Consider the following 14522-nt stretch of genomic DNA (forward strand, 5'->3'; position numbering starts at 1 on the left):
CTGCTCAGGCGGTCTCAATCCGCGACGTTCCGGCTGCCACGGTAAAGCGTGCCAGTGTGGAAATCTTGGCATCACGCTGGGTTACGTCATCGACCACCCGCAGCGTGGTGGTGAGCTGTTTGGGCGTGAACTCCACCACGCCATATCCCCGGTGCTCACTCTCGGCAAATACAAAATGCGGGTTCTCGGCCAGCCGTTCAGGCAGCTTGTCGTTGCTGCCCGCACGCGACGTGATGCTGGTGCCGCAAAACTCAACACCCACGGTCGCACTGTCCGGGCGCGCATAGTCAGCCTTCACATGGCCCACCCAGTTGGCATGCACGTCACCACCCAGCAATACCGGGTTGGCCAGTTGGTGGCGCTGCATGGACCCGACGAAGCGCGAACGTGCGGGCGCGTAGCCGTCCCACCCATCGTTGGAGAGAGACTGTCCGGGGCCGGGCTTGAAGTCACGCTGACCGAACACGGTTTGCTGGCCCACCACGTTCCAGCCCCCGCTACCCTCGCTAAACGCCCGGTCCACCCATTGCTCTTGCGCGGTGCCCAGCAGGGTGCGCTGTGGGTCGTTCCATGGCTCGCAGCGGGCGGGGTTCACTGCGCCGCCACCCAACTTGCCACCGGGGCTGCATGCCTGCGCATCGCGGTATTGGCGGTCGTCCAGCAGGTACAGCGTTGCCAGCTTGCCGTAGGACACACGGCCATAGATGCGCATGTCGGCAGCGAAATGGGCAGCGCTGACGACGCCACCCAATGCGCGGGTCAAACCACTGGCGCGCAGGGGCATGTTCTCGTAATACGCCTGGTAGGCGGCAGCACGGCGCGCGCCAAAATCCGCGACAGGCCACAAGCCGCTGTCTCCCGCCGTGGTGCCCGCGTAATCGTTTTGCACTTCGTGGTCATCCCACGTCACCAGCCAGGGGCAGGCCGCGTGCATGGCCTGCAAATCAGCGTCGCTTTTGTGCAGCGCGTAGCGGGCGCGGTAATCATCCAGCGTCGTCACCCAACCGCCGGTTACGCTGCGCACGGCCATGAGCGCACCCGGGTATTCGTAGATGTAGTCACCCAGAAACATCACCGCGTCCAGCTGTTCGTCCTGCATGTGGCGCCAGGCGCTGTAGTAGCCATGCTCCCAGCGCTGGCAGGAGGCGTATCCCAAGCGCAGCCGGGCCACGTCCGCACCGGGAGCCGGGAAAGTGCGGGTGCGTCCCACCGGGCTCACCGCATCGGCCAGCATGAAGCGGTAGTGGTACCAGCGGTCCGGCTCCAGACCCACCGCCTCAACATGCACCGAATGCCCCAATGACGCCGTTGCGCGGGTCTGACCACTCTGGACGATACGTTTGAACTGAACGTCGTGCGCGATTTCCCAGCGCACGGTGATCGCATCCGGGCCTGTGCTTGTGCCGCCCAGCAAGCTGGCCAGCTCCAGGCGGGTCCACAACACGACCGAATCATGGGTGGGCGAGCCGCTGGCCACACCCAGGGTAAAGGGGTTGCTCGCCAGGCGCGGCTGGCTCCATGCGCTGCGCGGCACCCACAAAGTGCTGGCCGCAGACGAAGCCAGGAGCAGTAGCTGGCGACGGTCCACTCAGGCGGCCGCTAGTTGCAGCAACGCCTGCTCGAACACCTCCGGTGGCTGCCCACCAGAAATCAGGTGGCGGCCATTGATGACGACTGCGGGCACCGAATGAATGCCCTGCTGCAGGAAAAACTGCTCCTGCTCCCGCACCTCGGCGGCAAAAGTGTCGCTGTCCAGAATGGCCTTGGCCTGAACCCGATCCAGCCCCACCTCACCCGCCACGCGTACCAGAACCGCGTGATCGCTGGGGTCTTCTCCGTCCGTGAAATAGGCCTTGAGCAAGGCCTTTTTCAGCGCAAGCTGTCGTTCGGCACTTTCAAGGTGCGCCCAGTGCAAAAGTCGGTGGGCATCAAACGTGTTGTAGATGCGGGAGCGCTTGTCCAGGTTGAAGGTGAAACCCAGTTCTGCACCGCGGGCACGAATGGTCTCGCGAATCGCTGCCGCCTGTTCCGGCGTGGAGCCGTATTTCTTCGCCAGGTGCTCGGTGGTGTCTTCCCCTTCAGGAGCCATCTGCGGATTCAACTCGAAGGGTTGAAAAGTCATCTCCACCTCCACCTGCCCTGCCACGCGCTCCAGCGCAGTTTGCAGGGATGCCAGACCCACGGCGCACCAGGGGCAGGAGACGTCAGATACAAAGTCGATTTTCAGGTGTTTTTTCATATGCATTTCTCGCTTCAGAGGGTGAACTATTTGAACAGACCTTTGACCGCTTCTGCCGCTGCAGCCATCCCGCGTGCGGCGTCTACCACCGCGCCGCCGATGTTGAAGGGTGCCACGGCTTGACGGGTGCTTTGGGTAATGGCTGTCGAGACTTGCCTGGCCACCTCGGCCGGGGTGGCCCCGCCAACCGCTTTGCCAAGGTCCGTCAAGTGAATATCCGGTAGCGTTACGGATAGCGCCCTGCCCTTGAGCATCTCCGCACTCAACTTGACGCGGCCACCCCGAATGTGAAGGTCGTCAATGATCAGCTTTTTCTCTGATCCCGGCTGGTTGACCGGCTTTTTTCTCCCAGTCGTGCCGGCGATATAGGCCTCCACATAGCGCTGGATGACTTCCAGATTACTCCCATCGGACGCATATTCGTAAGTGATATCTGCTTGCTTCAGGCAAATTTCGTGAACAACGATCACCGGTTTTGCCAATGAGGCAACATCGAGTTTCAAGCTGATCATCGCAACAGCGAGTGCTTCTTTGGTGCGAAAGCCCTTGGGGTTACCCAGCCGCAATGCGCTGATGGTCGCCAGTCCCAATGCAGGGTGAATAACGACTTTTCCCAGTTTGACTGTGACGTCCAGAACCTGGGGCCCATATTCACGGACAGAGGACGCCAGAACCGAACCAAGCGACTGGTGAAGCCACCAGACTCCACCAGCCAAAAGCAGGACCACCACCATCAGGGCTATCCACATCATTTCACCCGCGCTTTCTGACCTGAAGGACCATGAACCCAATGGACGCCCGTATTAGTTGTGAAATCGATTCATCCGGACAGATTTCGCTGCAAAATACCCCGACTACAACAACAGTATCATCCAGGGCAGTATGGCGGACCTTGCACATTTTTTTCACGCAGTCAAATTGCCGGTCATGCCCGAGGTTGCACAGGCGCTCATTCGAACGCTGAATGATCCGGAAGCGGACGTCACAACCGTGACCCATGTCATTGCGAAAGACCCGGCGCTCACCGCCAGCCTTCTGCGCATCGCGAACAGCGCCCTGTTTGGGCTTTCTCGTAGCGTCAGTTCGCTCGACAGTGCAGTCAGTGTAGTGGGCATGTCACAGATCCGTGTTCGCGCCCTGTCGATCTGCATCGCCAATGCGTTCCGATTCCCCCCCACCCTGAGCAGACTTGAATTTTGGCGCAGCAGCATGGTTTGTGCGGGCTACGCGAAGTGGCTGGCTGGAACCCTTGCGCTGGATGAGCAGCAAGCATGGCTGACCGGAATGATGCTGCGCCTCGGTGAACTGGTCATTGCGCAGCGCAGCCCCGAACTACTCGATCAGATTGAGCGTCGGCCATCCGCCCCAGGCGAACGCTGGCGTCGTGAACGCGGCCTAACCGGTTTTGATGAATGCCAGATCACAGCAGAATTGGCTCGCCGTTGGGATTTCCCTGCAGAAGTGGCACAGGCCCTTAACGCCAGTTCGCAACCCATGGTTGCTGCCGAATTTTCCCGGCTGGGTGCCGTAGCGCATCTGGCCGCATTGCTATCAGAAGTCGAATCAGTCACGCCTCAAACGCTGGATGAGCTTCCGGCTGCCGTGGTGCAGACACTGGGGCTCGACCTGGATACACTGAAAACACGTATGCCGCACGCTGAATCGTTCAGCGACATTTCCATGCTGATGGGCTAAGGCCCACAAACCGTTAATCCATGCCCTTCTTATCTCTCGGACTTTCCAACGCCCTCGCCCATGCAGCCAGTGAGCTCGGTTTCTCGACGCCCACGCCGGTCCAGATCGAAGCCATTCCCGCCATTTTGCGCGGAGCGGACGTACTGGGCTCTGCGCAAACCGGTTCGGGGAAAACGGCGGCGTTTGCTCTGCCCTTGCTTCAGCGGCTACTTGAATCTGCTTCTGAAGACCGGCAGCAGGCACCCCGGGGAATTCGCGCCCTCGTTCTGGTGCCTACGCGCGAATTGGCGGCACAAGTGGGCGAAGTCATAGCCGGTATTGCAAAGGCGCTGCCACAACGCCTCAAAGTCAATACCGTATTTGGGGGAGTGTCCATCAACCCACAAATGCTGGCGCTGCGGGGCGGCGCTGACGTGCTCATCGCCACCCCCGGTCGCCTGCTCGATCTGGTCAGTCAAGGGGCGGTCCAGCTGTCCACGGTGCGCCTGCTGGTACTGGACGAGGCCGACCGCCTGCTGGATATGGGTTTTACCGAAGAATTGACCCGCATCCTGTCGATGCTGCCTCCGAAGCGGCAAAACCTGTTTTTCTCGGCCACCTTTCCGCCGGAAGTGCAGGCACTCGCAGCCAGCCTGCTACGCGACCCGGTGCGGGTAGAAATCGCGGCCACTGAAGTCAATGAGCCCGTTATAGAACAGCGCGCCATTCAGGTAGACCCCAAGCGGCGCACGCAGTTGCTGCGTCACCTGATCAAAGACCAGGGATGGAAGCGCGTGCTGGTGTTTGTAGCGACCAAATACTCGGCGGAAATGATTGCCGAAAAACTGTACAAAGCAGGCGTTTTTGCCACTGCCTTCCACGGCGAACTGAGCCAGGGCGCGCGCAAGCAGGTCCTGTCCGAGTTCAAGGATGAACAGTGGGAAGTGGTGGTGACGACTGACCTGGCATCACGTGGGATCGATATTGCCAAGCTCCCGGTGGTGGTGAACTACGACCTTCCCCGGTCCGCGGTGGACTATGTGCACCGCATCGGCCGCACAGGCCGCGCAGGCGAAACCGGTCTGGCCGTGAGCTTTGTGAGTGCGGATACAGAGTCCCATTTCCGGCTGATAGAGAAACGCCAGGGCGTGAGCTTGCCGCTGGAACAGATACCGGGTTTTGAGCCGGTTGAGACCGCCACGCCCATCAAGCCACAGGTGGCACCGGATAACGGCGGCATCAAAGGCAAGCGCCCCAGCAAGAAAGACAAGCTCAGGGCCGCGGCGCAAGGCCTTTAATGGCCTTTAGTAAAGCCGCTTTGACAAGGTTGGCTGATCAGGAATCGTCGTCAAGAAAATTACCAGCGACCTCACCCGAGGTCACCCGGTCCGAATTGGCTTCAGACCTCGGCTGGCGCACGCCATGCTTGGCCAGGATTTCGACGTAAAACTGCTCACCTGCTTCAGCGACCACCGCGTCGATCAGGCTGGTGAGCGTCGCGAAGTGCACCACCACAGCGGTTTCTTCGGTCTTGCCAAATTTGCAGTCAAAGTCCCAGAAATCGACGCCTTCCGGCAGATCACGGCGGCGTTCACGCTTGACGTACTTGCGGATCTCGTGCTTCACCGCCTCCAGAATGCGGTCGCGATTTTTACCTTCGATGGTGAGTTTGAATGTTTTTTTCATGGGGTGATTATCGGCGCTAGCTGATGGAAGCGGTTTTTCCTGCACACTCGATTCTTATGCACACTACCCAAGAGACTCCCAGCAAGGAGCAAATCGCCCTGCTCGACCCGTTTGACCGCCTGGGACTTGACCGCATTGTGCTGGTATCCACCCCTGAGCAGGCCCATAAAGCCTGTGCCGAACTGGGCACAGTGAAGGTTTTGGGGTTCGATACCGAGTCGAAACCCACTTTTTTCAAGGATCAGGTGTCCGAGGGCCCACACATCGTGCAATTGGCAACGGTCGACAGGGCCTGGGTGTTTCAGTTGCATGATGTGCAGTGCAGCGCCATGGTGGCAGACCTGCTGGCTCTCAAAGGGCTGACCAAAGCGGGTTTTGGCTTGGGCGATGACCGCAAACGCATCATCAGCAAACTGGGCGTCGAACCTGCTGACGTGCTGGAGCTCAACACCATTTTTCGGGAGCGCGGCTACCGCAAGGACATGGGCGTCAAAGGCGCCGTCGCGGTGCTGTTTGAGAAGCGCTTCATCAAATCCAAGAAGGCAGCCACCTCCAACTGGGCAAACCCCCGTCTGACGGAGGCACAGCTTGTCTATGCTGCCAATGACGCGTATGCCGCCATTCGCGTGTTTCACGCACTGAAAATAACCGGTTGAATGAACATGATCCCCTTATCCGTATTGGACCTCTCTCCCATCACCGAAGGCAGCGATGCCGCGCAGTCGTTTCGCAACACCCTGGATCTGGCGCAACATGCAGAGACACTGGGGTTCAACCGCTACTGGCTGGCCGAACACCATGGCATGCCCGGCATTGCCAGTGCGGCCACCGCCATTCTGATCGGCCATGTGGCGGGCGGCACCCAGACCATCCGGGTAGGTGCAGGCGGCATCATGCTGCCCAACCATTCGCCGCTGGTGATCGCCGAGCAGTTTGGCACGCTGGAGTCGCTCTACCCCGGTCGCATCGATCTGGGCTTGGGCCGCGCACCAGGTTCGGACCAAATCACCGCCCGTGCGCTGCGCCGCAACCTGTCGTCTGAGGCCGACGAGTTTCCGCGCGATGTGGTGGAACTGATGGATTTCATGTCCGACCAGCCGCGCCAAAGTGTGCGTGCCGTGCCGGGTACTGGGCTGAAAGTACCCGTCTGGATACTGGGGTCCAGCCTGTTTGGTGCCCAATTGGCCGCCATGCTCGGCCTGCCCTACGCCTTCGCCTCACACTTTGCACCGGCGCAAATGATGCAGGCCGTCGAGCTATACCGCACCACTTTCAAACCGTCGGCACAACTGGCGAAGCCCTATGTAATGCTGGGGTTCAACGTTTTTGCGGCAGATTCCGACGAACAGGCCCACATTCTTGCCACGTCCATGCAGCAGGCGTTTGTTAACCTGCGCAGCGGACGCCCGGCCAAACTGCCGCCGCCCAAACCGGGTTACGCAGAACAGGTGGGGCCTGCCGAACGCGCCTTGCTCGACAGTGTGTTGTCATGCACTGCCATCGGCGCACCTGCCGCCATTCGCAAAGGCTTGCACGACTTTATTGCGCGCACGGGTGCAGATGAATTGATGATCACCTCGCAAATGTTCGATCACGCAGCGCGCAAACGCTCGTATGAACTCACCGCGGGCGCCATCCGGTAAGGGATTCGACAGGATCAGAGCTGGCTCGGCATGCGGAAGTTCAGCAGCCGTGTGGCAATGACGGTTTCAATCAAAAAGCACAGCAGCGCCAGCAAAAAGCAGCCAACCCCAGCCAAAAATCCGCCAACAGCCCACCGGCTGATCTCAAACCCGGTGGTCTCGCCCACGAACAGCACGATGATGGTGAGCCCAATCAAAAAAGAACACAAGGTCAGCAGCGCAATGCCTCCATTGGCCAAGCGCCCGCGCATCCGCAGTTCGGCCAATTCGGTATAGGCGCGGGCCAGAAATTCGCGGTCAGTGGATCCGCGGGCACGGTCTTCCACCAGACGCGCCCGGTCAATGATGCGCGCCAGTCGCCCGGCAATGGCGCCAATCATTCCCGACACGGCCGTGAGCAGGAAAACGGGCGCCACGGCGAGCTGAATGCCGTGGGTCACGGCGTTGGCATCGAGTGTAAAAATCATGTTGCAATCAAATCTTCGTAGTAGTGAAAGCTGTGGCAACTGCTCGCCCAGTGCGCATTGGTCGTCTTGCGTGCACCGACCCCCACCACACGGCACCCAGCCGCCTTGATCTTCTGTGCTGCAGGCATGAAATCACTGTCGCCACCCACAATCACCACGGTGCCAATGTGCCCGTGGTGGCTCAGGTCTTCCAGTGCGTCCAGACACAAACGGATATCGGCGCCATTCTTGGCGGATCCACCCGGTGGAAACAGCTGAATGAGCTCCATGGCGTTGTGCAACAGTGCATCGCGGTAACGGCCAAAATACTGCCAATTGCAATACGCCCGGTTGATGGCAAGAGGCCCCAGGGAAGCAGCCAGATCAGCGATGCCCTGAACATTGACCAAAGGCTCCTGCACCTTGAATCGGTTGTCGGGTGTGCTGTAGGAGCCTTCTGAACGCGCCTCGCACAGGGCGGCGTGCAGGTTCTCGAAGTCCCAATACAGGGCGACGCCTAGTTTGTCTTTGTTTTCACTCATACACGTAGTGTCTCTCACTCTGTCACCGCGTCACCCGCCCGCGCGTTTCACGGTGAAACCCTGCGCCTTCAGCACCTCCACAATGCGGTCACAGTGATCACCTTGCACCTCAATCACACCGTCTTTGACTGTGCCGCCACTGCCACAGGCAGCCTTGAGTTTTTTGCCCAGTTCCACAAGTGCCGTAGGGTCCAGTGCCACCCCTTTAACCAGGGTTACGGCCTTGCCACCCCGGCCCTTGGTTTCGCGTGAGACCCGCACAACGCCATCGCCCGCGGGCACTGCAGATTTCGCCTTGCAGATGCACTGGGCCACTGGCTGGCGACAGTCGGGGCACATGCGCCCCGTGTCAGTGGAATACACCAGCCCGCTTAACGACGACAGGCCCGAGGATTTTGCCTTCATGACCATTTACCGTCCGTTCAATGGATAAGCAGGGTCTGTATACCCCGGTGTGGAGGGGTGTCCGGGTTTGACGAACGAATCCACCAGGGCCTCGTCTTCCACGGTCACGGCGTATTCCAGCGCTGGCGCGTAATCCTGCCATTGCTGGAGCGTGCGTGGCCCGGCAATCACCGAACTAACCACCGGATTGGCCATCACCCAGGCCGTGGCGAACTGCGCGAGGGTGATTCCCTGGCCCTCTGCATGGACCTTGAGCCTTTGTGCAATCACAAGCGATTCTTCGCGAAACTCGGTCTCCGCCATGCGCTTGTCGGCACGGCCCGCGCGTGTGCCCTCGGAGGCAGGTTGGCCCGGCGGGTATTTGCCGGTGAGTACGCCGCGCGCCACCGGGCTGTAGGGCACAACGCCAATCCCATAGTGGGCGCAGGCGGGCAACACCTCGACCTCGGGCATGCGATTGAGCAGGTTGTAATAGGGTTGGCACACGACCGGTCCAGGCATACCCAATTGCTCCGCCAGACGCACCATCTCGGCAATGCGCCAGCCCCGGAAGTTGCTGACACCCCAATAACGGATCTTGCCGCCCTGAAGCATGGCCGCCAGCGCCTGCAGCGGCTCCTCCAGATTCATACCGTTGTAATCGCGGTGCAGGTACAGGATGTCCACATGGTCGGTCTGCAACCTGCGCAGGGATGCCTCCACCTCCCGCAACATCCAGGTGCGGGAGTAATGCCCCTCGTTCACCCGATCCGACATGGGGTTGCCCAGCTTGGTGGCGAGCACCCAATCGTGTCGCTGGGCCCGGATCAACTCACCCACCAGAGTCTCGGACGCCCCCTTGGTATAGACATCCGCCGTGTCGATGAAGTTCACGCCCCGCGCGTGCGCATCGGCCACGATGGCGGACGCCTCGTCGCGTCCGGTCTGGTCGCCAAACATCATGGTGCCCAGACACAGCGCCGAGACTTGCAGATTACTTTTCCCCAGACGTCGATATTGCATACGCATCTCCATAATTTAAGCCAAACAGGGCTTTAGCCCCCGTATTCATTACGCAAGCTGCTATTAAAAGAATAGCAAGCAGTGATGCCCCCAGAACCTGGCATTGGTTAACCTGCGTGCGCCAGCGAACAGACTTTACGTGAACGAGTCCTTATTCTTGCTCCAACGAGAATTTTCTCGGCATCAATTTCACTTGAGAAGCTACAACATGAACAAGATTTCTGCACTACTGATCGCGGCCATGGTCGCCGCCGCACTTTTGCCACTGACGGCCACCGCCCAAATACAAGACACCAAGAACCAGGGCTACCTGCTTGACCAACAAGGCGGATTTGTGACCAATGCAAGCGGTCAATGCTGGCATACCGGTGACTGGACGCCCGCACGTGCCGCAGAGCCTTGCGACGCAGTCATCAAGCAGGTTGCCACCATCGTGCCGGCGCCAAAGCCAGCCGAAGTGGTCGCTGCGGCGCCTGTTGTGGCGCCTGCACCAGTCGCTGTAGCACCCATGAAGCAGAAGATCAGCTTCTCGGGCGATGCACTGTTCGCATTCGACAAGTCGGTTCTCAAGCCAGAAGGTCAAACCATGCTGGACGGTTTGGTGCAGCAACTGAAAGGTACGACCTACGACACGATTCTCGCCACCGGCCATACGGACCGCCTGGGTAGCAATGCCTATAACCAAAAGCTCTCCGAGCGTCGTGCGCAGTCTGTAAAAGACTATCTGGTGGGCAAAAATGTCCAGGCTGGCCGAATTGATGCACAGGGCAAAGGCGAAACCGAACCCGTCACCAAATCAGGTGAGTGCCGCGGTGCGCAAAGCGTGAAAGTTATCGCTTGCCTGCAGCCCGATCGCCGTGTTGACGTCGAAATGACGGGCACCAAAGCGGCCGCTGGAACGCAGTAAATCGAGCCCAGTCCCGCCACAAACAGCGCCATGCGGCAAACTTGGCGGCGGGCCTTCAAGAGATGACTTCCCATATTGCCACCCGTGCTGTAGCGGTTATCTTTCTCACCATGGGGACGGGCTGTGCGGCGTTGCCGGACACCCAGTTCCTGACCGACCGCTACACCCTGCAGGCTGCACGGATTGAAAACGCGCAGGGGCCTCTTTCGAAGAGTCGAAGTGCGGAGATCATCGCGCAGCTCAAGCGCCAGGCTGGAGACCTCGACATCCTGGACAAGCAAGTGGCACTGGAGCAGACCATCGTTGGCAGCCCGCTTGTTGCGGGCAACAGGGTGACCCTGCTGCAGGATGGACCGGCGACGTACCAGGCGATGTTCGCAGCCATTCGCAAGGCCAGAGACCACATCAATGTGGAGTCCTACATCATCGAAGACGGTGAGGTCGGGCAACAGTTTGCGGATTTGCTGATTGAGCGCCAGGCAGAAGGCGTCCAGGTCAACCTGATGTATGACAGCGTGGGAGCATTTGGCACGCCCCAAAGCTATTTCGACCGGCTGACCCAAGCCGGTATCCACGTTCTCGAATTCAACCCGATGAACCCGCTGGTGGCAAAAAAAGCCTGGGACATTAACCACAGGGATCACCGCAAGCTGCTCCTGGTAGATGGCCAGACGGCGTTTCTCGGTGGCATCAATATCAGTAGTGTTTATTCGAGTGGGTCTTCGTTCAAGCGAAGCAAGGAATCACTGGACACCACACGCGGGTGGCGCGACACCGACATCCAGATTGACGGTCCGGTAGTTGCTGACTTCCAGAAACTTTTCATTGACACCTGGACGAAACAAAATGGCAGAGCGCTTGCGGAGAAAACCTACTTTCCCGCAATATCCCCGCAGGGCAAGGAGTTGGTGCGTGCAATAGGCAGCACGCCAGACGATCCCTACAGCCTGATATACCTGACCCTGATATCCGCGATCACGAACGCCGAAAAACAGGTGTACATCACCAACGCCTACTTTGTTCCGGATCCGCAACTCATCAGGGCCTTGCTGGACGCTGCAGGCAGAGGAGTCGATGTGCGCCTGATCCTTCCGAGTCAATCAGACTCGGCCTTCACGTTCCACGCCGGTCGTTCGTACTACTCCCAGTTACTGGAGGGCGGCGTGAAGATATTCGAGCGCAGCGGCGCCTTGCTGCATGTAAAAACAGCCATTGTGGACGGCGTGTGGTCTTGCGTGGGATCCAGCAATCTGGACTGGCGCAGCGCGCTCGACAACGATGAAATCAATGCGGTTATTTTGGGACCTGAGTTTGCGCGGCAAATGCAGACGTCTTTCGAAAAAGACGCAAGCGCGTCCGAAAAAATAGACCGCGAGACATGGAATACAAGACCACTGCTGTTCCGGTTCAAAGAAGGAGCAGCCCGACTATTGGGGCGACTGCTTTGAAGCCCTTCATCACCACTGCTGGTGCAAATGCACAAGGAAATCCGGGGAATGGGTGTTATGGTCAGACCAGACACCCGATTGCCTTCAAACCAAACGGGAGCGCCGCACCGCGCCACTCCCCCCAATGCAAACAGGTATCAAAATGACAATCTCGGAAAACGAAATCCTCGCCGCCAGCATTCTTATCGTGGATGACCAGGCTGTAAACATCACCCTGCTGGAGCAAATGCTGCAGGAAGTGGGTTTTGATCATGTGACATCGACCATGAATCCACGGGAGGTCTGTGGACTCCATGCCAAGAATCATTACGACCTGATTTTGCTCGATCTGCAAATGCCTGGCATGGACGGTTTTGAGGTGATGGAAGGGCTCAAGGCCCAGAACACGGACACCTACGTTCCCGTGCTGGTCATCACCGCCGAACCCGGCCACAAACTGCGCGCACTGCAGGCAGGGGCGAAAGACTTTATCAGCAAGCCGTTTGACCTGATCGAAGCCAAAACGCGCATCCGCAATATGCTGGAAGTACGGCTTCTGTACCGCAAGCTGGAGAAGTTCAACAAGGAACTGGAGCAGACCGTTCAGGAGCGCACGGCTGAGTTGCGGGAAAGTGAAGCGCGCTACCGCAGTCTGACCGAACTGGCTTCCGACTGGTACTGGGAGCAGGACGAGGCTGGACACTTTACCAAAGTATCCGGACCTGTTCTGGAAATGCTGGGCATTCGCGTGGACACCACGGCAGAGCAGCCTAATGACACCCCGAAAGCGGGCTGGAACGAAACTGAACGCAAGGCATTGCAGGCACGCATTGCCGCGCGCGAGCCCTTTCTTGACTATGTTTTCAGTCGCGTCAATGCCGATGGCTCCAGGCAAGAGTTTCGGGTCAGCGGGGAGCCCATGTTCAACCAGTCCAGCCGCTTCGTGGGCTACCGCGGAATCGGTGTCGAACTGATCGCACTGAAATAACGGCCGCATCCCTGAAGCCACTGATGTCCTTGCCCCACAATCCAAACCAGAATCATCTCCTTGCCGCTCTGCCAGCGGAGGATTTCGAGCGGCTGGTTCCGCAACTCGAACTGGTGGCAATGTCACTGGGTGAAGTCCTGTATGAGCCAGGTGGGCCCCTGCGCCACGCTTACTTTCCCACCACCGCCATCGTGTCCCTGCAATACGTCACCGAATCCGGTGCAGCATCGGAAATTGCTGGCGTAGGCCACGAAGGCCTGGTGGGCGTCACACTGCTGATGGGCGGTGACACCACACCCAGTTCAGCCGTGGTGCAAACGGCAGGCCACGCCTACCGCCTCAATCGAAGCGTGTTGAAGCAGGAGTTTGATCGTTTGGAAGCCCTGAATCACCTGCTGCTGCGGTACACCCAAGCGCTAATGACCCAAATGGGCCAGACCGCCGTCTGCAACCGGTACCACTCCGTCGAGCAACAACTGTCGCGGTGGTTACTGGTCACGCTGGATCGCATCCCTTCAGGGGAACTGGTCATGACGCAGGAGCTGGTTGCCAGCATGCTGGGCGTGCGCCGTGAAGGCGTTACCGAGGCTGCGGGCAAGCTGCAGTTGGCGGGCTATATTCGCTACCGCCGGGGTCATATCTCGGTGCTGGACCGCGCCGGGCTCGAGAAGAGAACCTGCGAATGCTACGGCGTGGTCAAGAAGGAATTCAGCCGACTGCTGCCAAGCGCGCAGAGTAGCCAAGGCCGCGATTAGCGCGGTGGTCGGACTTCAGTTTTGTCGCTCTGATACCGTGTCCATAGGGCCATCACGGATCCCGCCAGGGACACCATCTGCAGCAGCCCGGTCGGAGTAAAAAATCGATTGGCAGCGATTTCCGATGGTCCCGTTACTGGTTTTTTCTCGCGCTTGGCCGTGATCTGCCCCAAAGCAAAACCAACTCCTGTCGCCAATAGCAGGGCCATCGGCGAGCTTAGTTTTTTTCGAACGCCCGTCTTCAGCGCCGCAGCATGGGCAGTTGATTCGCAATAGCGCAACGCCAAACGCCGCTCTGTCACATCAATTTGATGCTCAAGTGAGCCAGATTGACTGGCTTGCGGCGATTTCCCGGCATTTGTCATGACGCATGGTCCTTGGGAAAATCCGCGCTGCGGCCCGCCTGAAGGCTGCGCTGCGTTGCGGGAAAACGAAGAAGCCGGCTTCTTCGGCGTATAGCGACGACCAGAGAGGCCATCCCCACCACGTTGAATAGTGCAAAAAGCAAGAGTGCAGCGCCTGGCGCCAGCCCGTAGCCAATCAGCCAGAACACCAATGCACCCGACAGGGCCAGCCAAGTACTCAGAAGAAGAACCCCAATCACCAAACTATATGCCAGTATGTGGGCGAGGCTTTCTCCTGCGCGCTGCGCCTCCAGTGCAAGCAGTTGCACGTGGTCCTGCACGATGCCCCGCAGGTCGCCCCAAAGGGCATCGGCCGTGTCCATCAAACCGACCGGATCCACCGCCTCTTGGGCGGACGACTCCGTGTCGGGTTGTGGCGCACCGGAGGATGTCATGCCCATTGC

General features: G+C 59.2%; 18 protein-coding genes. 8 read left to right on the forward strand and 10 right to left on the reverse strand.

What is annotated here, in order from left to right:
- Positions 1-4: 4 nt before the first annotated feature.
- From AC097W_RS09095 to AC097W_RS09105, 3 genes are read right to left on the reverse strand one after another with little or no spacing between them, the layout of a single operon-like run.
- Positions 5-1588, reverse strand: a complete 1584-nt coding sequence (locus tag AC097W_RS09095) for an alkaline phosphatase D family protein (RefSeq protein WP_479602184.1) — start codon at positions 1586-1588, stop codon at positions 5-7.
- Positions 1589-2239: a DsbA family oxidoreductase gene (locus AC097W_RS09100; protein ID WP_479602185.1), complete on the reverse strand. Its 651-nt coding sequence runs from the start codon at positions 2237-2239 to the stop codon at positions 1589-1591. It abuts the gene before it with no gap.
- A gap of 26 nt (positions 2240-2265) precedes the next feature.
- Positions 2266-2991, reverse strand: coding sequence for an AsmA family protein (locus AC097W_RS09105; RefSeq protein ID WP_479602186.1), 726 nt, complete (start codon positions 2989-2991; stop codon positions 2266-2268).
- A gap of 175 nt (positions 2992-3166) precedes the next feature.
- On the opposite strand from AC097W_RS09105, the gene AC097W_RS09110 reads away from it, so the two are divergent.
- Positions 3167-3934, forward strand: coding sequence for an HDOD domain-containing protein (locus tag AC097W_RS09110; RefSeq protein ID WP_479602187.1), 768 nt, complete (start codon positions 3167-3169; stop codon positions 3932-3934).
- Between the two features lie 20 nt (positions 3935-3954).
- Positions 3955-5211, forward strand: a complete 1257-nt coding sequence (locus AC097W_RS09115; RefSeq protein WP_479602188.1) for a DEAD/DEAH box helicase — start codon at positions 3955-3957, stop codon at positions 5209-5211.
- Positions 5212-5248: 37 nt separating this feature from the next.
- On the opposite strand, the gene AC097W_RS09120 is transcribed toward AC097W_RS09115, so the two are convergent.
- Entirely contained in the window at positions 5249-5599 is a 351-nt protein-coding gene (locus tag AC097W_RS09120; RefSeq protein WP_479602189.1) for a DUF6172 family protein, read from the reverse strand.
- 56 nt (positions 5600-5655) lie between these two features.
- Between AC097W_RS09120 and AC097W_RS09125 the strand changes: the two genes are divergently transcribed.
- Positions 5656-6255, forward strand: coding sequence for a 3'-5' exonuclease (locus AC097W_RS09125; RefSeq protein WP_479602190.1), 600 nt, complete (start codon positions 5656-5658; stop codon positions 6253-6255).
- A 6-nt stretch (positions 6256-6261) separates the two neighbouring features.
- Positions 6262-7242, forward strand: coding sequence for an LLM class flavin-dependent oxidoreductase (locus tag AC097W_RS09130; protein ID WP_479602191.1), 981 nt, complete (start codon positions 6262-6264; stop codon positions 7240-7242).
- Positions 7243-7256: 14 nt separating this feature from the next.
- On the opposite strand, the gene AC097W_RS09135 is transcribed toward AC097W_RS09130, so the two are convergent.
- From AC097W_RS09135 to AC097W_RS09150, 4 genes are read right to left on the reverse strand one after another with little or no spacing between them, the layout of a single operon-like run.
- Positions 7257-7709: a DUF2721 domain-containing protein gene (locus AC097W_RS09135; protein ID WP_479602192.1), complete on the reverse strand. Its 453-nt coding sequence runs from the start codon at positions 7707-7709 to the stop codon at positions 7257-7259.
- Positions 7706-8230, reverse strand: a complete 525-nt coding sequence (locus tag AC097W_RS09140) for an NYN domain-containing protein (protein ID WP_479602193.1) — start codon at positions 8228-8230, stop codon at positions 7706-7708. The genes AC097W_RS09135 and AC097W_RS09140 overlap by 4 nt, the downstream gene beginning before the upstream one ends.
- Before the next feature lie 30 nt (positions 8231-8260).
- On the reverse strand, positions 8261-8635 hold the full coding sequence (locus tag AC097W_RS09145) for a translation initiation factor Sui1 (RefSeq protein WP_479602194.1): 375 nt from the start codon (positions 8633-8635) through the stop codon (positions 8261-8263).
- A 6-nt stretch (positions 8636-8641) separates the two neighbouring features.
- Entirely contained in the window at positions 8642-9637 is a 996-nt protein-coding gene (locus AC097W_RS09150) for an aldo/keto reductase (RefSeq protein WP_479602195.1), read from the reverse strand.
- Between the two features lie 208 nt (positions 9638-9845).
- Here AC097W_RS09150 and AC097W_RS09155 point away from each other — a divergent pair, with 208 nt between their 5' ends.
- The 4 genes from AC097W_RS09155 (at position 9846) to AC097W_RS09170 (ending at position 13714) form a co-directional block, all read left to right on the forward strand.
- Positions 9846-10544 (forward strand): OmpA family protein, encoded by a 699-nt coding sequence (locus AC097W_RS09155; protein WP_479602196.1) that lies wholly within the window; start codon positions 9846-9848, stop codon positions 10542-10544.
- A 62-nt stretch (positions 10545-10606) separates the two neighbouring features.
- On the forward strand, positions 10607-11992 hold the full coding sequence (gene cls / locus AC097W_RS09160) for a cardiolipin synthase (protein WP_479602197.1): 1386 nt from the start codon (positions 10607-10609) through the stop codon (positions 11990-11992).
- 142 nt (positions 11993-12134) lie between these two features.
- On the forward strand, positions 12135-12959 hold the full coding sequence (locus AC097W_RS09165) for a response regulator (RefSeq protein WP_479602198.1): 825 nt from the start codon (positions 12135-12137) through the stop codon (positions 12957-12959).
- Between the two features lie 23 nt (positions 12960-12982).
- On the forward strand, positions 12983-13714 hold the full coding sequence (locus AC097W_RS09170; protein WP_479602199.1) for a Crp/Fnr family transcriptional regulator: 732 nt from the start codon (positions 12983-12985) through the stop codon (positions 13712-13714).
- On the opposite strand, the gene AC097W_RS09175 is transcribed toward AC097W_RS09170, so the two are convergent.
- Together AC097W_RS09175 and AC097W_RS09180 are read right to left on the reverse strand one after the other, a co-directional pair.
- A complete protein-coding gene (locus tag AC097W_RS09175) occupies positions 13711-14079 on the reverse strand; it encodes a hypothetical protein (RefSeq protein ID WP_479602200.1) in 369 nt (122 codons plus the stop codon). The genes AC097W_RS09170 and AC097W_RS09175 overlap by 4 nt on opposite strands.
- Positions 14076-14513 (reverse strand): phage holin family protein, encoded by a 438-nt coding sequence (locus tag AC097W_RS09180; RefSeq protein WP_479602201.1) that lies wholly within the window; start codon positions 14511-14513, stop codon positions 14076-14078. The genes AC097W_RS09175 and AC097W_RS09180 overlap by 4 nt, the downstream gene beginning before the upstream one ends.
- Positions 14514-14522 lie beyond the last annotated feature (9 nt).

It is taken from the genome of Rhodoferax sp. GT1R46 (genome assembly GCF_056521285.1).